Origin of the sequence: Streptomyces sp. NPDC051582 (assembly GCF_040681715.1) — a bacterium.
GTDB lineage: Bacteria > Actinomycetota > Actinomycetes > Streptomycetales > Streptomycetaceae > Streptomyces.
The window spans coordinates 61,602-81,817 of the sequence record NZ_JBFAZJ010000035.1; the positions used below are offsets into that span (position 1 = coordinate 61,602).

15 protein-coding genes are annotated in these 20,216 nt (G+C 75.4%); 11 read left to right on the forward strand and 4 right to left on the reverse strand.

The window, feature by feature from the left end; all coding sequences use genetic code 11:
• The first annotated feature begins 26 nt into the window (after nt 1-26).
• The 5 genes from AB0M92_RS33155 to AB0M92_RS33175 all read left to right on the forward strand — a co-directional run bounded on the left by AB0M92_RS33155 (nt 27) and on the right by AB0M92_RS33175 (nt 6,579).
• The gene (locus tag AB0M92_RS33155) at nt 27-1,847 is read left to right on the forward strand and encodes an FAD-dependent oxidoreductase (protein WP_366106051.1); all 1,821 of its coding nucleotides are present in this window, start codon (nt 27-29) and stop codon (nt 1,845-1,847) included.
• Complete coding sequence (locus AB0M92_RS33160; protein WP_366106052.1) at nt 1,844-2,686, forward strand: SDR family NAD(P)-dependent oxidoreductase; 843 nt, start codon at nt 1,844-1,846, stop codon at nt 2,684-2,686. Before AB0M92_RS33155 ends, AB0M92_RS33160 begins: the two co-directional genes overlap by 4 nt.
• On the forward strand, nt 2,686-3,645 hold the full coding sequence (locus tag AB0M92_RS33165; protein ID WP_366106053.1) for an aromatase/cyclase: 960 nt from the start codon (nt 2,686-2,688) through the stop codon (nt 3,643-3,645). The genes AB0M92_RS33160 and AB0M92_RS33165 overlap by 1 nt, the downstream gene beginning before the upstream one ends.
• 102 nt (nt 3,646-3,747) lie before the next feature.
• Nucleotides 3,748-4,704 carry an aromatase/cyclase gene (locus AB0M92_RS33170; protein WP_366106054.1) on the forward strand — a complete coding sequence of 319 codons (957 nt, stop codon included), beginning with the start codon at nt 3,748-3,750 and terminating at the stop codon, nt 4,702-4,704.
• A gap of 111 nt (nt 4,705-4,815) precedes the next feature.
• A complete protein-coding gene (locus AB0M92_RS33175; RefSeq protein ID WP_366106055.1) occupies nt 4,816-6,579 on the forward strand; it encodes a condensation domain-containing protein in 1,764 nt (587 codons plus the stop codon).
• A 40-nt stretch (nt 6,580-6,619) separates the two neighbouring features.
• Here AB0M92_RS33175 and AB0M92_RS33180 read toward each other — a convergent pair whose 3' ends face one another.
• Nucleotides 6,620-6,898 (reverse strand): PqqD family peptide modification chaperone, encoded by a 279-nt coding sequence (locus AB0M92_RS33180; RefSeq protein WP_229907087.1) that lies wholly within the window; start codon nt 6,896-6,898, stop codon nt 6,620-6,622.
• A 281-nt stretch (nt 6,899-7,179) separates the two neighbouring features.
• On the opposite strand from AB0M92_RS33180, the gene AB0M92_RS33185 reads away from it, so the two are divergent.
• The 5 genes from AB0M92_RS33185 to AB0M92_RS33205 all read left to right on the forward strand — a co-directional run bounded on the left by AB0M92_RS33185 (nt 7,180) and on the right by AB0M92_RS33205 (nt 13,731).
• Entirely contained in the window at nt 7,180-7,476 is a 297-nt protein-coding gene (locus AB0M92_RS33185; protein ID WP_048480093.1) for an antibiotic biosynthesis monooxygenase family protein, read from the forward strand.
• The gene (locus AB0M92_RS33190) at nt 7,466-8,284 is read left to right on the forward strand and encodes an acyltransferase domain-containing protein (RefSeq protein WP_366106056.1); all 819 of its coding nucleotides are present in this window, start codon (nt 7,466-7,468) and stop codon (nt 8,282-8,284) included. The genes AB0M92_RS33185 and AB0M92_RS33190 overlap by 11 nt, the downstream gene beginning before the upstream one ends.
• A gap of 142 nt (nt 8,285-8,426) precedes the next feature.
• Entirely contained in the window at nt 8,427-10,316 is a 1,890-nt protein-coding gene (locus AB0M92_RS33195) for an acyl-CoA dehydrogenase (protein ID WP_366106057.1), read from the forward strand.
• 53 nt (nt 10,317-10,369) lie between these two features.
• Nucleotides 10,370-11,209 carry a 4'-phosphopantetheinyl transferase superfamily protein gene (locus AB0M92_RS33200; protein WP_366106058.1) on the forward strand — a complete coding sequence of 280 codons (840 nt, stop codon included), beginning with the start codon at nt 10,370-10,372 and terminating at the stop codon, nt 11,207-11,209.
• A 197-nt stretch (nt 11,210-11,406) separates the two neighbouring features.
• Entirely contained in the window at nt 11,407-13,731 is a 2,325-nt protein-coding gene (locus AB0M92_RS33205; protein WP_366106059.1) for a peptide synthase condensation domain-containing protein, read from the forward strand.
• A 16-nt stretch (nt 13,732-13,747) separates the two neighbouring features.
• On the opposite strand, the gene AB0M92_RS33210 is transcribed toward AB0M92_RS33205, so the two are convergent.
• Nucleotides 13,748-14,980, reverse strand: a complete 1,233-nt coding sequence (locus AB0M92_RS33210) for a serine hydrolase domain-containing protein (RefSeq protein WP_366106060.1) — start codon at nt 14,978-14,980, stop codon at nt 13,748-13,750.
• A 241-nt stretch (nt 14,981-15,221) separates the two neighbouring features.
• Between AB0M92_RS33210 and AB0M92_RS33215 the strand changes: the two genes are divergently transcribed.
• Nucleotides 15,222-15,428: an EF-hand domain-containing protein gene (locus AB0M92_RS33215; protein WP_366106061.1), complete on the forward strand. Its 207-nt coding sequence runs from the start codon at nt 15,222-15,224 to the stop codon at nt 15,426-15,428.
• Between the two features lie 99 nt (nt 15,429-15,527).
• Here the strand turns inward: AB0M92_RS33215 and AB0M92_RS33220 are convergent, their stop codons facing one another.
• Both AB0M92_RS33220 and AB0M92_RS33225 read right to left on the reverse strand, forming a co-directional pair.
• Nucleotides 15,528-16,937, reverse strand: coding sequence for an MFS transporter (locus tag AB0M92_RS33220; RefSeq protein WP_366106062.1), 1,410 nt, complete (start codon nt 16,935-16,937; stop codon nt 15,528-15,530).
• A gap of 174 nt (nt 16,938-17,111) precedes the next feature.
• A partial coding sequence (locus AB0M92_RS33225) for an SDR family NAD(P)-dependent oxidoreductase (RefSeq protein WP_366106063.1) occupies nt 17,112-20,216 on the reverse strand: 3,105 nt, incomplete at its 5' end.

Sequence of the window (20,216 nt, forward strand, 5' to 3'; positions counted from 1 at the left end):
CGTACGAACAGCAGAGGAGCAACCACGTGGCGAGCAGTACCGGCACACCGTCCGGGGCGGCCGGGTCCGCCCGGGTCCTCGTGGTGGGAGCGGGCCCCGTGGGCCTGACCGCCGCCCATGAACTGGCCCGGCGGGGGCTGCGCGTACGCCTCGTCGACGGAGCCCCGGGACCGGCCCGCGAGAGCCGCGCCGTGGCCGTCCACCCGCGCACCCTGGAGACCTTCGACCAGATGGGCCTCGTGGACGGGGTCCTCGCCCGTGGCCGCAAGAACCGGGCCTTCACGATGTACGCGCGGGGCAGCCGGCTCGTCCGCCTCGACGCGGACTACGCCACGATGCCCACCCGCTTCCCGTACAGCCTGATCATCGCCCAGGCCGAGACGGAGGCCGTGCTGCGCGAGGCCGTGGCCCGGCTCGGCGTCACCGTCGAATGGGGGGTCCGGCTGGCCTCGTTCGAACAGGACGGGGACGGCGTACGGGCCCGGCTGGAGCACCCCGACGGCAGCACCGAGGAGTACGGGGTGCCCTGGCTGGTGGGGTGCGACGGCGGCCACAGCACCGTGCGCAAACAGCTCGGGCTGCCGCTGCTCGGCGAGTCCAGCGAGACCTGGGCGCTGGCCGACGCCCCCGTCTCCACCGACCTGCCGCCCGACACCATCTACTGGGTCCACACCGGCAGTCAGGCCCTGATGATGGTCCCGTACCAGCGGGAGGGGTACTGGCGGCTGCTCGACACCGCCCCCGGCGCCCGGTCGGGGCAGGATCCGGCGCAGCGCTTCTCGCAGAAGCTGAGCGCCGGGCTGGGCCGCCCGGTGCGGGTCGGCGAACCCGGGTGGACCTCCGTCTTCACCTTCCAGCAGCGCATGGTGCCGCGCATGCACGACGGCCGGTGCTTCGTCGCGGGCGACGCGGCCCACGTACACAGCCCGGCCTCCGGGCAGGGCATGAACACCGGCATCCAGGAGGCGTACAACCTGGGGTGGAAGCTGGCGATGGCCGCCCGGGGGCAGGCGGGGCCGGAGCTGCTCGCCACGTACGGGCAGGAGCGGGTACCGATCGGCCGGGCGCTGATCGGATCGACCCGCAAGGCCACCTTCCTCGTCCAGTTCAAGAACGCCCTGGCCGGGGTGGCGCTGCCGGTCGTCTTCACCTTCGTGCGCACCATCGGGCCGCTGCGCCGGGCCATCCAGCGCAAGGTCCTCGGCGGCATGTCCGGGCTGTGCCTCTCGTACGGGGACAGCCCGCTCGGCACCGCCGACCCGCTGATGGGGCTGCCCGTCGGCTCCCGCGCGGCCGCGGCGGCCGCGCGGCGCGGGGACCCGGGCTCCGAAGCGCTGCGTGCCGAACTGCGCGACACCCGCTGGACCCTGGTGTGGGAGGCGGGCGGCCCGGGGGCGACCCTGCGGGCGGTGGCGGCCGCGGCGGCCCGCGCGCACGGCGACTGGCTGTCGGTACGGACGGTGGGGGACGGGGCGGCCGGAAGCCCCGGAAGCCCCGGAAGCCCCGGAAGCCCCGGTGGCTCCGGCGGGACCGGCGGGACCGGCGGTCCCCGGCCGCTGGCCGATCCCGGCGGGGTGCTGCGGCGGGCGCTCGGGCTGCGGCCCGGCGGCTGGCTGCTGATCCGGCCCGACGGCTACGTCGCCGCGGGCGGCGCCGCGCTGACCCGAAACGCCCTCGCCCGGGCCCTGGCACCGCTGGGGCCGCGGGCCGCCCTGCCGCCGTCCGAGCCGGGCGGAGCCCCGGCCGCGGCAGGATCCGTACCCGGCCTCGATCCCGCTTCCACCGCACCTCCAGAACTGCGCGACACGGTCGGAGTTCCACCACGGGTACTGGAGGCGCACCGATGACGACCACGTCCACGACGACAACACGGCCGGCGGCGTCGGCGCCGGCGGTGCCGAAGGCTCCGCACAAGCCGGTCGCCCTCGTCACCGGCGGCACGAGCGGCATCGGCCTGGCGGTCGTGCGCGACCTGGCCGCGCGCGGGCACCGGGTGTTCCTGTGCGCGCGGACCCCGCAGGACGTCGAGCGGACCGTCGAGGAGCTGCGCACCGAGGGCCTGGACGTCGCGGGCACCGCCGCCGACGTCCGCTCCCGCGAGGCGGTCGCGGAGCTGGTCGCCGCCGCCGTCGCGGAGTGGGACGCCCCGGTCTGCGTCCTCGTCAACAACGCCGGGCGCAGCGGCGGCGGTCCGACCGCCGCGATCAGCGACGAACTCTGGTACGACGTCATCGACACCAACCTGAACAGCGTCTTCCTGCTGACCCGGGAGGTCCTGGTGCAGGGCGGCCTCGGCGACGCCCCGTGGGGCCGGATCATCAACATCGCCTCCACGGCGGGCAAGCAGGGCGTCCTGCTGGGCGCCCCCTACTCGGCGTCCAAGCACGCCGTCGTCGGCTTCACCAAGGCCCTCGGCAAGGAGCTGGCCCCGGCCGGGATCACCGTCAACGCGGTGTGCCCGGGCTACGTGGAGACCCCGATGGCGCAGCGCGTGCGGGCCGGCTACGCGGCGGCCTGGGACACCACGACCGAGGACGTGCAGGAGCAGTTCGAGGCGAAGATCCCGCTGGGGCGCTACGCGACCCCGCAGGAGGTGGCGGCCATGGTCGGCTACCTGACCACGGACCTCGCCGCGTCCGTCACCGCGCAGGCGCTGAACGTCTGCGGCGGGCTGGGGAACTTCTGATGGCGGCCGAGCGGGTGCACCGCACCGTGCACGAGACCGAGGTGGGCGCCCCCGCGGGCGTGGTCTACGGACTGATCGCGGACCCCGTGCGGTGGCCGCTGTACTTCCCGCCCAACGTGTACGTGGAGCGACTGGAGTTCGACGGGGTCAACGAGCGGCTGCGGATGTGGGCGACGGCGAACGGCCGGGTCAAGTCCTGGACCTCGCGCCGGGTGCTCGACGCGGCCGCGCGCCGCATCGAGTTCCGCCAGGAGGTCCCCGCGGCCCCGCTGTCGGCGATGACCGGCACGTGGATCGTGGAGCCGCTGGGCGCCGAGCGCTCGCGGCTGGTCCTGCTGCACGACTTCTCGGTCGCGGGCGACCGGGCCGAGGACGTGGAGTGGGTCGAGCGCGCCACCGACACCAACAGCCGGGCGGAGCTGGGGAACCTGGCTCGCCTGGGCGCGCGCTGGGGCGGTCTCGACGAGCTCGTGATGTCCTTCGAGGACACGGTGCGCGTGGACGCCCCGCCGGAGCTGGTCTACGCGTTCCTGGAGCGGGCCGAGCGGTGGCCGGAGCTGCTGCCGCACGTATCGCGGCTGGATCTCACGGAGCCCGAGGAGCTGCCCGGCGTACAGGTCTTGGCCATGGACACGCTGACGGCCGACGGATCGGCGCACACGACGGAGTCGGTGCGGGTGTGCTTCCCGGAGGCCGGCCGCATCGTCTACAAGCAGACCCGCACCCCCGCCCTGATGTCCGCGCACACCGGCGTGTGGACGGTCACGGGCGGCGCGTACGGCTCGACGGTCACCTCGCGGCACGGGGTGGTGCTCCGGGAGGAGGCGATCGCCGGGGTGCTGGGCGCGTCGGCCGACCTGGGCGCGGCCCGCCGGTACGTGCGCGAGGCGCTCGGCCGCAACAGCACCGCGACGATGACGTACGCGAAGCGGTACGCGGAGACGGCGCTCGCGCGCTGAAGCGCACCGGGCGCGGCCGGGGGCAGGGCTCCAGGCCGTCTCGACCGCAGCTCCGGCCGGTACGGACAGACTCTGGATCAATTGTGACGGAAAGGTGTGGCGATGTCGGTCCAGCAGGTGCACCGCACGTCCTATTCCGTGGACGTCAACGCTCCCGCGGGCGTGGTCTACGGGCTGATCGCGGACACGACCCAGTGGCCGCTGTACTTCCCGTCGAGCATCCATGTCGAGCGGCTCGACTTCGACGGCTCCCGGGACCGGTTCCACATGTGGGTGACCGCGAACGGGAGCGTCCGGTCCTGGCTCTCGCGCCGGACGCTGGACGCGACCCGGCTGCGGATCGACTTCCGCCAGGAGGTGCCCGCCGCACCGGTGGTCTCGATGGGCGGCAGCTGGATCGTGGAGCCGCGGGGCACCGGGCGCTCGCGGCTGGTCCTGCTGCACGACTTCGCCGTCGCCGGCGACCGTCCCGCCGACGTCGAGTGGACGAAAGAGGCCACCGACACCAACAGCCGGGCCCAGCTGGCCACGCTGAAGGAGGCCGCGGAGAACTGGACCCGGCTCGACGGCCTGCTGCTGTCCTTCGAGGACTCCGTACGGATCACCGGGCCTGCCGATCTGGCCTACCAGTTCCTGTACGAGGCCGCCGACTGGCCGGACCGCGTCCCGCACGTCTCGCGCGTCGCCGTGACGGAGGAGGCGCCCGGCGTGCAGCTGCTGAGCATGGACACCGTGACCGCGGACGGGTCCGCGCACACGACGGAGTCGGTGCGGGTGTGCTTCCCGGCGGCCGGCCGGATCGTCTACAAGCAGACCGCGACCCCGGCGCTGATGGCGGCGCACACCGGCGAATGGTCGCTGATCCCCGACGAGAGCGGCGTCACCGCCGTCTCGCAGCACAGCGTGCTGCTGCGCGAGGAGGCGATCGAGCGGGTGCTGGGGCCGGGCGCCGACCTGACCGCGGCCAGGACGTACGTGCGCGAGGCGCTGGGACGCAACAGCGCGGCGACGCTCGCCCTCGCGAAACGGCACGCGGAGACGGCCATCCGGACCCTGTGAGGCCGGCTCCACCGGTGCTCCGCCGGCATGTCAGGCACGCGTCAGCGGTACGTGGGCTCCCCGCGCATACTCGACCCCTTTGAAGTCCGAGGCCGAGACGAGGGGGAGAGGATGAGCGTCGGTTCCGAGCAGGCAGGCCGGCCCGCACACCCCGGACCCGCACGTTCCGGGCCCGGACTGCCGGCGTCCGCCCGCCAGCGCGAGGTGCTGCTCGACGCCATGGCCGCCCGGCCGGGCTCCGCACCGCACGTCGAGCAGCTGCACTGGCGCTGGTACGGGCCGCTGGACACCCGGCGGTTCCTGGCCGCCTGGCAGTCCGTGTACGACCGGGAGGCCGTGCTGCGGGCCGCTTTCGCCCCGTACGGGGCCCGGGGCGGGCCGCGGGTCGTCGTGCACCGGCGGGTCGTGCCGCAGCTGGTGCGCCATCCGTACGGCTCCGCCGACCGGCAGACCCTGCTGGCGGGGGAGCGGCGGCGCGCCTTCGACCCCACGCGGCCGGGGCTGCTGCGGATCGCGCTGCTGGACGAGCGGCCCGGCCCGGCGGGCCCGAAGCGCGTGATCCTGACGTACCACCACGCGATGCTCGACGGGCGCAGCGTACGGCTGCTGGTGCGCGCGTTCGTCCGCGCCTACCTCGCCGAGGGGGCGTCCGCCGGCGGCGAGCGGCGTCCCGATGTGCGGGACCACCTGCGCTGGCTGGCGGGTCAGGACCGCGGTCCGGCCCGCGCCTTCTGGTCGCGGGCCGCGCCGCCGGCGGGCTCGGCCACGCTGCCGCCGGGGGGCGGCGGCGTGGCCGGGGTCCGTACGACGGTCCGGCTGGCCCCGTACGAGGCCTCGCTCCTGCGGGACTGGACGGCCGCGCAGGGCGTCACCGAGAGCACTGCTCTCCACGCGGCCTGGGCCCTCCAGCTGCGCCGGGCCGTGCCGGAGGGCGGTCCGGTCCCGGTGGCGTTCGAGACGGCCGTCTCCGGCCGCGGCATCCCCCTGGAGGGGGCGTCCCGCCTGCCGGGCCCGCTGCGCAACCCGCTGCCGATGACCGTGGAGGTCGACCCCGAGGGGCTGTTCGCCGGACTGCTGGCCGATCTCGCCGACCGGGCCTTCGACCTCTCGGCGTACGAATGGGTCTCGGCGGGCCAGGTCCGGGCATGGAGCGGCCGGACCCCGGACGGGCCGTCGGCCGAGACGCTCCTGTCCTTCGACCCTCCGCCGTCCGCCGACACGGACCCCCTGGACGAGGACCTGGCGGCCCAGGGCCTGCGCCTGACCGGACCGGAGACGGTGAACGCGTCCGGCGGCCACGCGCTCTCGCTCACCGCCCACCACGACCGCGAGGGCGGCCTGGTGCTGACCGGTGTGCAGGACCGGACCCGGCGCGCGGACGCGCGCGAGGCCGTCCACCGCACCGCGGGCCTGCTCCGCCAGTTCCCCACCACCGACCGGCGGTTGACGACGGTGGCCGAGACCCTGCGCCTCCTGGGCCCCTGGCCGCCGCCACGGCAGCCGCCGCCCGGGGCCGCGGAGCCCGCGGGCCTCGTCGTCCTGCGGCGGGCCGCCCGGCCCGGAGCCGGGACCGTCGTACTCGTCCCGCCGCCCGGCGGGCCCGCCGGCCGCGTCACCGCACCGGACCGCATCCAGGGGTGGGACGGGCAACTGGCCGTACTCGACGGACCCTTGGACGCGGCGGGCTGCGTTGCGGCGCTGCGGCCGGTGCTGGCGGCGGGCGAGCCGCTGGTGCTGGGCTGCCATGAGCCCGGCGCCGGGCTCGCCCACGAGACCGCCCGCCGCGTGGCGGCCTTCGGCTGGCCCGAACCCGTGGTCGCCGTGGCCGCGGACACCGAGTCCCTCTCCCGCGCACTGGCGGCCGCCGTCCGCTGAGCCGTACCCGGGGCGTGCCGGTCGACGGGGCCCGACAGGGTCAGGCGACGGCGTGGAGGAGGCCCGCGTCGCGCATCTCCTCCACCCAGACGTCCAGGTCGGCGCGGGCGTTCTCGGGGACCGTGTTCCACAGGCGCGCGAGGAGATCGGCCGCGGCCGCCGTGTCGCCGTCGTGCTGGCGCAGGGCGATCCACATCGCCGTGCCCACCGGGCCGCAGCGATAGCTCTCGGGGCCGGCGGTCGACGAGGCGAGCAGTACCAGGCGGCCGTCGCCGTCCACGGAGGCGACGCGCACCCCCGGCATCGGTCGGATGCGCACGGGCACCTCCAGGGCCGGCGGTCGAGGAACCCTCAAGCTATTACGGAAATCCGGCAGGATCCATGGCGGATCCCGGTTTCTGGGGTTCCCCCTCGCACACCCCCTGTACGGCTGATTCCCGGACTTAGGGGGGTGGGCGCCCGCGCCGGGGGAAGGCTCCGTCAAAGCGGGCTGGAGGGGTGGTCGAGCCGTCTTCCAGGGCTCTTCGAGCCGCGCCGCCGAGCGTGGCAACCGGACCCACATCCGGGCACCCCCCAAACCCGCACACCCGAGGAGCCCCCATGGTGACCTTCGTCAACAAGCTGACCGTCCACGGTGACATCGACCGGTTCCTGGCCGTGAAGGACCGGCTGACCGCCTATATGAGCAGCCGGCCCGGCTACATCGGCCACGAGGCCCTGCGCCACCTCGGCGACGAGCGGGTCTTCCTCGAACTCGCCGTGTGGGAGGACGCCCAGGCCCACGCCGACGCCGTCCGCAGCGAGGAGTTCCAGGCCCTCGTCAAGGACCTCGGCCCGCTGGCCACCCCCGAGCCCGGTCTGTACGAGACCGTGGAGGCGGCGCCCGGTGTCCGATGACGCGGCCGCGCTCCTCGCCCGCCGGCCCGGCCGGCCGCGCCCGCCCCGGCGTCCGCCCGCCCCGCCCCTGACCGTCCTGTTCACCGGTCACGCGGGCCGCCGCCTCGCCCTCGGCCGGGAGCTGTACTGCGCGGTCCCCGCCTTCCGGTCCGCGTACGACGCCGTACGCGACGCGCTCGACCCCTGGCTGCGGCTGCCGCTGGCCGCCGTGGTCTTCGCCCCCGAAGGCGGGGTGGACTCGGGGCTGATCCGCCGGGCCGAGTTCGCCCAGCCGGCGCTGTTCGCCTTCCAGGTCGCCGTGTACCGGCTCTGGCAGAGCTGGGGGCTGCGCGCCGACGCCGTCGCCGGCCAGGGCGCCGGCGAACTCTCCGCCGCCCACGTGGCGGGGGTGCTCACCCTGGCCGACGCGGCCCGGCTCGTCGCCGCGCTCGGCCGCCTCGTCCCGCCCCGGCCCGCACCCGGCGCCGCGCGGGCCGCCGAGGCCGAGTTCCTGAAGGCGGCCCGCGAGAGCGCCACCGCGCCGCGCTCCGTCCACCTCGTCTGCACCGCGACCGGCCGCCCCATCGGCCCCGGCCGCGACGAACGCCCGCTGCGGCCCGAACGGCTGCTGCTCCAGACCCACCAGGTCATCCGTACCGCGGACGCCGTCCGCACCCTTGAGACGGCCGGGTTCACCCGCCCCCACCCCTGCGGGCCCGACCCCGAGGACACCCTGCCGGGCTGCGAACTGCGCGCCGCCCGGGCCGTGCTGCTGCACATCGAAGGGCCCGAACGAACCGAAGGGCGGGCCGCGGGCCGCCACCGGTGATCCCGGTGGCAGGTCTCCGGCCGGCCCGGGCCGCCGCTGTAGGGCGCCTCAAGCGGGTGTCGAGCGGCTCGAAGCACGCTGAAGAGCAGTAGGACCCGTAGGACCCGTAGGACCTGACGGACCTGTAGGGCCCGTAGCACCTGTGACACCGCAACACCCGCAACAGAAGACGGACCAGCCCCGCGGACTGCGCGCAGCAGGCCGAGAGTCCCGGACGAAGGAGCTGATCTCCGCCGCCATGGCCACCACCACCGAGACCCCCACGCGTCTTGAGAGCCGGGCCGAGAGCCGGGCTGCGGGCCGGGCCGCCGCCCGTGCCGCCGAGGAGACCGAGGCGCTGCGCCGGGCCGCGCGCCTCGAAGCCCTGCTCGGCGACCCGTACGACCCCGCCAACCCGCACGGGCTCGGCGCACTGTTCGCCGCCGACGAGCGGCGCGAGCCGCCCGCGGCCACCGAGCGGCTGCTCGTCGGGGCGGGCCTGGGCGCGGAGTTCGTGCCCGCCGAGTTCGGCGGCCGGCTCACCCGCGCCGACCTGCTCGTCAAGGTGCTCCGCCCGGTCTTCCGCCGCGATCTGGCCCTCGGCTTCGGCTCCGGCATCACCTCCCTGTTCGCGACCTCCGCCGTCTGGGCGGCCGGCAGCGAGGCCCAGCGCCGGGCCACCGCCGACGTCCTGCTCGCGGGCGGGCGCGCCTCGATCGTCCACCACGAGCTGGCCCACGCGAACGCCATCCTGCGCGACGAGTTCACCGCCGCCCCGCTGGCCGGCGGCGGCTTCTCGCTCAGCGGCCGCAAGGACGTCATCATCAACGCCGCCCGGGCGCAGGCGTACGTGGTCTACGCCCGGACCGACCGCGCCCGCGGCCCGCGCAGCCATTCCGTCCTCCTCCTCGACCCGGAGCAGCTCACCGCGGCCGGGGGCCTGGCCCGGCTGCCGCGCGTCCCCACCGCCGGCATGCGCGGATCCCTCTTCTCCGGGCTGCAGTTCACGGACTGCGAGGTCCCCGGTGCCGCGCTCGTCGGCCGTGTCGGCGAAGGCGTGGCCCTGGCGCTGCGCACGTACCAGGTCAACCGCTGCGTGATCGCCGCGACCGCCGTCGCCGCAGCCGGCACCGTCCTGCACTCCGCCGTACGGGCCGCCACCACCGGCCGCAGCCGGCCCGTCGCCCGCCGCTTCCACAAGCCGCTGGCCGGCGTCTTCGCCGATCTGCTGGCCTGCGACTCCATGGCCACCGTCGCGCTGCGCGCGCTGAGCCTGCTGCCCGACCGCACCCATGTGCTCGCGGCGGCCGTCAAGTACGTGGTCCCCGACCTGCTGCGCGAGAGCCTGGAGGAGCTGGCGGCCGTACTCGGCTCGCGCGGCTACCGGCACGGCACGCCCGAGTACGGGGCGCTGGACAAGCTCTCGCGCGATCTGCCGGTCGCCGGGCTCGGGCACGCCGGGACCGCCGCCTGCCAGGCGGTGATCGTGCCGCAGCTGCGGGCGCTGGCCGAGCGGGCCTGGTTCAAGGAGGAGGAGCCGCCGTCCGAGCTGCTGCGCTCCGGCGCCAGCCTGCCGCACCTCGACTACCGGCTGCTGGGCATCGCCGACGGCGGGGACTTCCTCGCCGCCTCGCTCGTCGGATCGGCCGCCCGCCTCGCCGAGGTCCGCGGGGTCGGCGGTCAGCTCGCCGTCCTCGCCGACCTGGCCGAGTCGTTCGTGACCGAACTGCGGGCGCTGCGCGAGCAGTGCCGGGCGGTCCCGCAGGGCGCGGCTGCCCTGGCCGACCCGGCCTGGTGCGTGCTCAGCGACCGTTACGCCCTGGTGCTCGCGGCCGCCGCGGTCCTGGGCACGTGGGAGGGCCAGGACGGCAGCGAGCCCTTCCTCGCCTCGCCCGCCTGGGCCGTGCTCGCGCTGACCCGGATCGGCGGCCGCCTCGGCATTCCGGTGCCGGAGCTGCCGGACGACTGCCTCGGGCAGGTGCTGGAGGAGCTCGTGCGCCGCTACCGGGCGGGCCGCAGCTGCGACCTCGACGCCACCGAACTGGCCCAGTGACCGGAGAGGACCCAGTGACCGGAGGGAGCCCAGTGACCGGAGAGGACACGCGGATGACCACCTGGAGCAACTCGCCGCTGCTCAGCGTGCCCGTGCACGCCCCGGGGCCCGAGGCGCCCTGGTCGGAGGTGGCCGCGGGCATGGCCGGGCACGGCAACGCCTGCGTCCACACCACCTGGAGCGAGTGGCCGGCCGAGCCGGGTTCCCCGGCGGCGCTGCGGGTCCTGCTGGGCCGCGACTGGGCTCGCTACCGGGACACGGCCGACGCCACCGCCCGGCACCGCTTCGTCGCCTCGCGGCTGGCGATCCGGTACACGGCCGCCGCCGCGCTCGGCTGCGGGCCCGCCGAGCTGGACCTCTCGTACAAGCCGGGGGGCCGCCCGTACCTGCGCGGCTTCGACCAGATCGACCTGAGCCTGACGCACACCGACGACCTGATCGCGGTGGGCATCAGCCGCAACGGGCGCATCGGGGTCGACACCGAACCCGCCGGCCGCAGGCTGTCCTTCGACCTGCTCCAGGACCAGGTCTGCACGCCGGCCGAGCGCGCCGAGCTCGCGGCGCTCGGGGAGCTCGGGCGGGGCGCCGGCATGCTGCGGCTGTGGACGCTGAAGGAGGCGTACACGAAGGCGCTCGGACTGGGGCTGCGGATGGGCTTCGCCGAGTTCGGCTTCGCGACGGCGACCAGCGGCGAGACCGGGCTGCTCACCCCCGACGGTTCGCCCGCCACGCACGGGGAATGGGCCTTCGGAACCTACCCGGTGGCCGGGCGCTACCTGCTCAGCGTGGCCTGCCACGACGCCGGGCTGGGCACGTCGCGCGACAGCGCCGTGGCCACGATGCTCGACGAGGGCTTCGTCGGGATGGTGTCCTCGCTCCTCGATCGGGCTTGATCGGGACGGCTGGCCTGAATCGCCCTGAAAATTGGGCAAGTTCCACATGGAACTTGCCAACTTCCATGTGGAATCAGACAGTCCGATGCCTTAGGCATGTTGTTTGACCAGCTTTTACCCTAGAATTGACTGCGACTTGACTCGTCTTTTTCGGAGGCGTTTCTTCGGCATGCAACGGGGTATGGAGGAGGGCGCGGATGGACGGTGCCATGACGGTGGTGATCGCGCCCGGCACACCGCTCGCCCTCGACCTGCTCGGCCCCCTCGACGCCCCGCTCCTGGCCAATGCCCTCGCCATGGCCGCCCCATGCGGCCCGACCCTGCGCCGGCACACCGCCACCCACCACACGCTCCAGCTGACCTGCCGACCCGGTGAACGGCCCGCCGGCCGCCCCGGCCTGGCCGGCCGCCTCGCCGACCTGCTCACCGACCCGGCGGCGGCCGACGGCCGCCCCGGCTGGTGGTCCGGCGTGCTCGCCGCCCTGCCGCAGCAGCCGCCCCCCGGCCGGGAGGAACACCCGGCCGGAGCCGCCGGGCTGCCCGCCTCCGCCCGCCAGCGCGAGGTGCTGCTCGACGCCATGACCGCCCCGCCCGGAACGCAGCTCCACCTCGGCCAGCTGCACCTGCGCTGGTACGGGCCGCTGGACCGGACCCGCTTCGACGCGGCCTGGCAGGCGGTCGCCGACCGCGAGGCCGTGCTGCGCGCCGCGTTCGCCCCCGGTCCCGGCCGGGGCGGCAGCGGGCCCGTCGTCACCGTGCACGAGCGGGCGGAGATCCGGGTGCGCCACGATGCGTACGAGCCGGACGGCGCGGCCGGCGGCGTGAGCGGCGGGGCGGCCGCCTGGGCCGCCGTGCTCCGCAGCGAGCGCGAGCAGCCCTTCGACCTCGGCCGGCCCGGCCCGCTGCGCGTCCGCCGCGTCGAAGGGGAGCCCGGAGCCCACGGTCCCGACGCCCGGATCGTCCTGACGTACCACCAGTCCCTGCTCGACGCGCCGAGCGCGCAGCTGTTGCTGCGCTCCTTCCTGCGGGCCTACGCGGCCGACGGCCGGTCTGCGGGCGGCGAGCGCCGCCCGGCGCTGCCCGACCACCTGCGCTGGCTGGCCGCCCGGGATCCGGGTCCGGCCCGCGAGTTCTGGGACCGGGAGGCCCCGCCGGCCGGGGCCCGTACGTTTCCCGCGGTCCCGGTGTCGGTCGCGGTCCCGGGGGCGGGACCGGGCCGGGCTCCGGTCCGCGCCGCGGTTTCGGGCGAGGGCGAGGGCGGGGGCGGGGGCGGGTACGGCCACGCCGTGGAGCGGCTCAACCCCACCGAGGCCGTGGCGCTGCGGGGGTGGGCGGCCTCGTGCGGGGTCGCGGAGAGCACCGCCCTGCACGCCGCCTGGGCCCTCCAACTGCACCGCGCGGCTTCCCCGGGCTCCGCCGCCGCCGACTGCCTCACCGTCGCCTTCGGCGTGAACGTCTCCGGGCGGGGCATAGCCCTCGAAGGCGCCGACCGGCTGCCCGGCCCGCTCGGCAACCCGCTCCCGCTGTCCGTGGACGTGGACCCCGCGGCCCCGCTGGCCCGGCTGCTGACCGACCTCCGGGACCGGGCGCTGGGCCTGGCCGCGTACGAGTGGATCTCCGCCGGGCAGATCGGAGAGCAGTCGGGCGGGGAGCGGACGGGCCGGGAGGAAGCGGGCGGAGAGCAGACGGGCGGGGAGGAAGCGGGCCGGGAGCGGTCCGGCCACGGGCAGGCCGGTGAGCCGGGGTCCGGCCGCCCCGGGCAGCCGCCGCGGACCGAATCGCTGATCACCTTCGACCGGGTGCCCGCCCGCTCCGGGTTCGGCGGCGCCGGCGACCCGCTCGACGAGGAACTGGCCGAGGCCGACGTGCGCGTGGGCCCGCCGGAGCCCGTCGAGGCCTACACCGGGCTGCCGTTCGCCCTCACCGCCCGCCACGACCGCGCGGGCGGCCTCGTCCTGAGCGCCGACAGCGACCGGGCCCGCCTCGCCGACGCCGACGCGGCCCGGATCCTCGCCCAGACGGCCCTGCTGCTGCGCGAGCTCCCGGAGGCCGACCTCCACCGTGCCACCGTCGCCGACGCCCTGACACTGCTCGACGGCCTGCCGCTGCCGCGCGCGGTGGCCGGGCCGTACGGGTCCGCGCCCCGGCTGCTCACGCTGCGCCCCGCCGCGTACCCCGGCGCCGGGACGGTGCTGCTCGTACCGCCGCCGGACGCGCCGCCGGGCTGCTACGCGGCGGTGGCCCGGGCCCACCGCGGGTTGCAGGCGCTGGTCACCCTCGACGCCCCGGCCGACGCCACGGCCGCTCTCGCGGCGCTGCGGCCGGTCCTCGCCGCGGGCGAACCGCTGCTGCTGGGCTGCTTCTCCGGCGGCGGAGCCGTCGCGTACGAGGTGGCCGAGCGCATCGGGGCCCACGGCTGGCGGGCCCCGCTGGTGTCGATCGGAGGCACCGCCGACGGCAGTGCGGCCTCGGCCCAGGACCTCTCGCGCGCCCTGTGGGCGGCGACCCGCCACGAGTCCTGACCGTTCCGGGCGCGGGTCAGCGGCACAGGGCCGTGTCCACGAGGTGCTCGAAGCGCTTCATGCCCGCCGCGTCCGGGGGCCGGGCCGTCACCGCGACGGCGGCGGCGCGGCCGGTGTCGGTGACCCCGCCGCGGGTCTCGTACCCGGGGAAGCTGCCGCCGTGGCCCCAGAAGACACCGCCGCACGACAGCGGCGTGCTCACGAGCCCCAGCCCGTAGCGCGCGCGGGGGTCGAAGGGGTACCCGGCGGGGACGGTGGTGCGCATTTGGGCGAGCTGGGCGGGCGGCAGCAGACCGCCGCCCAGGAGTTCGGTGAAGAACCGGTTGAGGTCGGAGTTGGTGGAGATCATCTGGCCGGCCGCCCAGCCCCAGGAGGGATCCGTCTCGGTGACGTCGCTCAGCGGGGCGTCCGCCGAGTCCCGGTAGTAGCCCCGGGGGTGGGGCTCGCGGATGGTCGCGTCACCGGGGGCGGGGAAATAGGTGTGGCGCAGCCCGATGCGCCGGATGATGCGCCGGTCCAGCTCCTCGGAGAGGGGGTGGCCGGTGACCTCCTCCACGATCAGGCCGGCCAGGACGTAGTTCGTATTGCTGTACGCCCATCGCGTGCCGGGGTCGAAATCGGCCTTGTACCGGAGGGCGAAGCCGACGAGCTCGCGGGGCGCGTAGTACCGGGGCGCCAGGTCCGCCCGGGTGTAGTCGGGCAGTCCGCTGGTCTGCTGGAGGAGCTCGCGGACCTTGATGCGGCGGCCGTCGATGCCCTCTCCGCGCAGGAGGCCCGGCAGGTAGGCGTCGACCGGGGCGTCGAGGCGGATCCTTCCCTCGCCGACCAGTTGCAGTACGGCCACCGCGGTGAAGGTCTTGGTGTTGCTGCCGACCCGCACCTGGCCGTCCGTGGGCACCTGTGAGCCGGTGGCCAGGTCGCCGACGCCCGCGGTGTACGTACGGGTGCGGCCCGCGGCGTCGGTGACGCTCGCCAGCGCCGCGGGCAGGCCGTCGTCACGCACCAGCGCGTCCAGCCCCTGCCGTACGGGGTCCGGCCGTACGGGGCGCTGTCGTCCAGGGTCCGGCCGGGCGGCGGCGAACGCCGCGGGCGGTGCGAGGAGGCCCGTCGCCAGGACGCAGCCGGTGAGGGCGGCTGCCGCGGCGGCGGCGAGGCCGCGCCGCCCCTGCCCCTGCCTCCGCCCCCGCCTCCGCCGACGTGACTGCGGCCGCGTACGAGACGTCTGCGATGGCAGGTCCTGCTCACCCATGGGCCAACTCCTGAGGAATCATCGGAAAACCGGCGACGTATGCCGGTCCCAGCATGTCCGGATGCGACCGGGGCGGACGATCCCGCCACCCACCCCGCTGCGGGTGGGGCCAACCCCCTGACGCACGTGGGGGATACACCCGTTCGGGGGTACGGCGCGCTGGCAGGCGGAGGCCGTCTGCCAGGGTGGTGGGTCATGTGGACCTTCACGGTCCTGTTGTTGGTTGCGAGAGGGGAACGTCATGACCGAGGCCGAACTCAAGGGTCTGTTCGACGAGATCGACACGGACGGCGACGGGCGGATCAGCATCGGCGAGCTGGCACAGCGCTTCAAGGCGGAGGGCGGTCAGGGGCACCTGAGGGAGAACGTCAAGGAGGTCATGGAGCAGGCCGATGCGAACCACGACGGCGTCCTCGACTTCGCGGAGTTCCAGACCCTGCTGAAGTAGCCGCAACGGCCCCCGCACGGACCCGGCAGGATCCGTACGGGGGCCGGCGTGCCGACGCGCTGACGTGCTGACGCGCTGTCGCGGGTGCGGCGCGGCGGCCTACGTACGGGGGCGGGTGCGCGGGCGCAGGGAGAGGGCGATCAGGAGGGCCGCCGTCGCGAAGGCGGCGCCCGCGGTGAAGCCGGCGGACATCGTGTCCGAGAAGTCGGCGTACCCCGCGGACGCGGTCACCATCAGGGCGATGCACAGCGAACCGCCCACCGACTGGAGGGCGTTGAGCACGGATGCCGCCGAGCCCAGCTCCTCGGGGCGCAGCCCCGAGGTGGCGAGCACGGTCGGCGGGATCACGCAGAACGCCATGCCCGCACCCAGCAGGACCAGCGCGGGCAGTACGCCCGTCAGGTACGCGTCGGCGGGCCCGAGGCGCGACAGCCACAGGTTCTCGGCGATCAGGGCGGCCGCGCCGATCGCCATCATCGGCTTCGGGCCGACGGCCCGTTCCACCCGTACGCCCGCGCCGGCCATGGCGGCCATCGTCAGCGGCACCGGGAGCAGACCGAGGGCCGCCTCCAGCGGGGACCAGCCGTGGTGCTGCTGGAAGAACTGGCTCAGGAAGAAGTAGGCGCCGATGAGCCCGCCCGGCAGGACCAGCATGCTCGCGAAGGCCAGCGCCCGGTCCCGGTCGCGGAAGAGGGCGAGCCGGACGATCGGCTCGGCCGCGCGGCGCTGCGTACCGACGAACACGGACAGCAGGACCAGCCCGCCGAGCAGCGGACCGGCGACGAGGACGTCGCTCCACGGGTGCTCGGCCGCCTGGGACAGCCCGTAGACGAGGGCGGCGGCGCCCAGCGCGGAGAGCAGCGCGCCCCGCAGGTCGAAGCGGCCGCGGATCCGCCCGGTCTCCGCGATCACGCGCGGGGCGAGCAGGACGATCGCCACGCCCATCGGGACGTTGAGCAGCAGCACCCAGCGCCAGGAGCCGGCCGAGGTCAGCGCGCCCGCCAGCAGCAGACCGCCGGCGGTGGAGGCCGCGCCGACCGCGGTGCAGACGGCGATGGCCCGCTTGCGGGCGGCCCCCTCGGCGAAGGTGCTGAGCATCAGGACGAACCCGTTGGCCGCGGCGGCCGCGGCGCCCGCGCCCTCCACGGCACGTACGGCGATCAGCAGTTCACCACTGGGCACCACGGCCCGGACGGCGGCGGCGGCCGTGAACAGCGCCACGCCCGCGACGAAGACCCTGCGCCGCCCGAGGATGTCGCCGGCCCGGCCGCCGAGCAGCAGCAGACCGCCGAAGGCGAGCAGATAGGCGCCGATCACCCAGGAGGCGGCGAGCGCGGAGAGCCCGAGATCGGCGCGGATGCCGGGGAGCGCGATGTTCATGATGGGGTCGTCGAGCTGGATCATCGCATTGCAGCCCGCGATGACCGCGAGCGCGAGCCCGGGGCGCGAGCGGCGCGGGGCCCCCGCCGGAGGGGCCGCGGCGGGGCGCTCGATGACGGACGCGGACATGCACTGCCTCCAGGTGAGGGCGGGACGACATGACGACTTGACGACGTGTCGAGGTGAAGCCCCCAAGCTCCCAAGCCCCACTGGAGAACCACTGCACTCCGGCACGAGGCCCCCGCCACGGGGTGGCGGGGGCCTGTGGGGTGGGGGCCTGTGGGGATGGGGTGGTGCGCGGGCCTACTGGAAGATCTCCTCGCCGTCGAGGATGTCGAACAGTTCCTCCGCCGTGGCGGCGCTCAGGTCGTCCTGCGGGTCCTCCGTGCCGAAGAGGAGTTCGCGCAGGTGGGTGGCCAGCTTGATCGGGGACGGGTAGTCGAAGATCAGGGTCGGGGTCAGGCGGGAGCCGGTGAGGGCGCCCAGGCGGTTGCGGAGTTCCAGGGCCGTCAGCGAGTCGAAGCCGAGGTCCAGGAAGCCGCGGTCCGCGCGGACCGCGTCCTGGCCGGCGTGGCCGAGTACGGCCGCGGCGTGGGCCCGTACCACGTCCAGGAGTTCCTGCTCGCGCTCCTTGGCGGGGAGGGCGGACAGGCGCTCCACCAGCGCCGCCGGGTCCGTGCCGCGGTCGGCGGTCCGGGTCGTGGAGCGGGTGGGCTGGGGGGCGAGGGCCCTCAGCAGTGCCGGGAGGTCCGTCCTGGTGCGCAGCGTGGCCGTGTCCACGCGGAGCGGGACCAGGGCCGGGCCGCCCCTGGTGTGCGAGGAGGAGAAGAGGGACAGGGCCTCGTCCACTTCCAGGGCGGGGAGACCGCGGGCCGCCATCAGGCGGACGTCCTCCTCGATGGCTTCGGTGAGGCCCGTCCGGGTGGCCCAGAGGCCGAACGCCAGGGACCGGGCCGCGAGGCCCCGGTCGTGGCGGTGCGTCGCGAGGGCGTCGAGGAAGGTGTTCGCCGCCGCGTAGTTGGCCTGACCGGCGGCCAGGGTGAGCCCGCCCGCCGAGGAGATCAGCGTGAACAGGGCCAGCGGCAGTTCACGCGTCTGCTCGTGCAGGTACCAGGCCGCGTCGGCCTTGGGGGCGAGGACCCGGTCCAGGCGGTCGGCGTCCATCGTGGCGATCAGGCCGTTGTCTCCCGTGCCCGCCGCGTGGACCACACCGGTGAGCGGGTGCGCGTCCGGGATCGAGGCCAGGAGCGCGGTGATGTTGGCCGGGTCCGTCACGTCGCACGCCGTGACCGTGACGTCCGCGCCCAACTCCGAGAGCTCGGCGGTCAGCTCGGCCGCGCCCTCCGCGTCCGGGCCGCGGCGGCTGGTCAGGACGAGGTGCCGGGCGCCGTGCTCGGTGACCAGGTGGCGGGCCAGGTGGGCGCCTATGCCGCCCGTGCCGCCCGTGATCAGGACCGTGCCCTCCGGGTCGAGAGGGGGAGTGCCGGTGGCCGCGTCCCTCACCGGCGTCAGGCGCGGGATCAGCAGGCCCGCCTCGCGTAGCGCGCTCTCCGGCTCGGCCGAGGCGACGACCGCCGCCAGGCCCTCGGAGCCCGTGCCGCCCGCCGCGAGGTCGGTGAGCCGGATCCGGCCCGGGTTCTCCGCCTGGGCGGCGCGTACGAGACCCCACACCGGCGCCTGTACGACGTCGATGCCCTCCCCGGCGTCGGTGGCCACCGCACCGCGCGTCGCGACGACCAGTGTGGACCCCTCGAACCGCGGGTCGGCCAGCCACTCCTGGAGGGTGGTGAGGGTTGCGCCCACCGTCGCGCGGACCGCCTCCGGAACGGGGAGCGTGTCGTCGGTCGGCGGGACCGGGAAGACCACCGCGCCCGATACCGGGCCCGCGGGGAGCTCGTCCCATACGTGGAACTCGGGGGCGGCGGCCGGGGCGGCAGTCGCCGCACGCCAGGCGATCTCGAACAGCGCGTCCTGCTGTCCGCCGCCGAGCTGCTCCGGCGAGACCGGACGGAACGTCAGCGAGCCGATGGAGGCCACCGGGGCGCCGCTTCGGTCCGCGAGGTCCAGCGAGAGGTTGTTCTCGCCGTGCTTGGTGATCCGCACCCGCAGCGAGGTCGCACCGACCGCGTGCAGGGACACGTCCGACCAGGAGAAGGGAAGCTCCGTCTGCTCCTCGCCGGTGACCCCCTCGCCGACCCCGAGCGCGTGCATCGTCGCGTCGAGGAGGGCCGGGTGGATGCCGAAGAGGGCGGCCTCGTCGTGCGCTTCCTCCGGCAGTTCTATCTCGGCGTAGACCGATTCGCCCTCGCGCCAGGCGGCCTTGAGCCCCTGGAACACCGGGCCGTAGTCGTAGCCCTGCCGGAAGAGGAGCTCGTACGCGTCGCTCACGCGCACCTCCTGCGCACCCGCCGGCGGCCAGGCGGCCAGATCGGTACCGGCCGCGGCGGGCTGCGTGCCGAGCAGCCCCTCGGCGTGCAGCAGCCACGGGGCGTCGGGCAGGGCGTCCTGGTGCCGCGAGTGGATGCGGATCGTACGGCGGCCCAGGTCGTCGGGGCCGACGGAGACCTGGAGCGCGACGCCGCCGCGCTCGGGCAGGACGAGCGGCGCCTGGAGGACGAGCTCTTCCAGCGCCGGGTAGCCGACCTGCTCCCCGGCGTGCAGGGCGAGTTCGACGAAGCCGGTGCCGGGCAGCAGCACGGTGCCCAGAACGTCGTGGTCGGCCAGCCAGCCGTGGGTGTCGACGGAGAGGCGTCCGGTGAACGTCATCCCGTCCGTGTCGGGGGAGGGGATGACCGCCCCGAGCAGCGGGTGCCCGGCCGGGGTCAGGCCGAAGGCCGAGGCGTCACCGCCGAGCGGGTTCTCGATGATCCAGTACCGCTCCCGCTGGAAGGGGTACGTGGGCAGGGCCACGGGACGGGCCGCGGTGTCCTGGTAGAAGGCCGACCAGTCGACGCGCGCGCCCGCCGCGTGCAGGTGCGCGAGGGCCGTCAGCAGGGTCCGCGACTCGGGGCGGTTCTTGCGCAGCACCGGCTCGATGATCGCATCGTCCGTGTCCAGCGTCGTGCGGGTCAGCGCGGTCAGGATCGCGTCGGGGCCCAGCTCGATGAACCGGTTGACCCCCTTCGCGGCGAGGTGGCGGACGGCGTCGGTGAAGCGGACCGCCTCGCGGACGTGGCGCACCCAGTAGGCGGGCGAGGCCAGGTCGGCGTCGGTGGCGAGCCGGCCGGTGACGTTCGAGACGATGGGGATCAGCGCCGGCCGGTAGGACACGCTCTGCGCGACCAGGTGGAACTCGGCCAGGGCCGGTTCGACCAGCGGGGAGTGGAAGGCGTGCGAGACGCGCAGCCGGGTGGTCTTGCGGCCCTGTTCGGTGAAGTGCTCCTGGATCGCGGTGACGGCTTCCTCGGC

What these genes read in the sequence shown, in the direction of transcription:
- AB0M92_RS33160 (WP_366106052.1), top strand. Translation starts at nt 1,844, where the DNA reads ATGACGACCACGTCCACGACGACAACACGGCCGGCGGCGTCGGCGCCG.
- AB0M92_RS33165 (WP_366106053.1), top strand. Translation starts at nt 2,686, where the DNA reads ATGGCGGCCGAGCGGGTGCACCGCACCGTGCACGAGACCGAGGTGGGC.
- AB0M92_RS33170 (WP_366106054.1), top strand. Translation starts at nt 3,748, where the DNA reads ATGTCGGTCCAGCAGGTGCACCGCACGTCCTATTCCGTGGACGTCAAC.
- AB0M92_RS33175 (WP_366106055.1), top strand. Translation starts at nt 4,816, where the DNA reads ATGAGCGTCGGTTCCGAGCAGGCAGGCCGGCCCGCACACCCCGGACCC.
- AB0M92_RS33185 (WP_048480093.1), top strand. Translation starts at nt 7,180, where the DNA reads ATGGTGACCTTCGTCAACAAGCTGACCGTCCACGGTGACATCGACCGG.
- AB0M92_RS33200 (WP_366106058.1), top strand. Translation starts at nt 10,370, where the DNA reads ATGACCACCTGGAGCAACTCGCCGCTGCTCAGCGTGCCCGTGCACGCC.
- AB0M92_RS33205 (WP_366106059.1), top strand. Translation starts at nt 11,407, where the DNA reads ATGGACGGTGCCATGACGGTGGTGATCGCGCCCGGCACACCGCTCGCC.
- AB0M92_RS33210 (WP_366106060.1), bottom strand. Translation starts at nt 14,980, where the DNA reads ATGGGTGAGCAGGACCTGCCATCGCAGACGTCTCGTACGCGGCCGCAG.
- AB0M92_RS33215 (WP_366106061.1), top strand. Translation starts at nt 15,222, where the DNA reads ATGACCGAGGCCGAACTCAAGGGTCTGTTCGACGAGATCGACACGGAC.
- AB0M92_RS33220 (WP_366106062.1), bottom strand. Translation starts at nt 16,937, where the DNA reads ATGTCCGCGTCCGTCATCGAGCGCCCCGCCGCGGCCCCTCCGGCGGGG.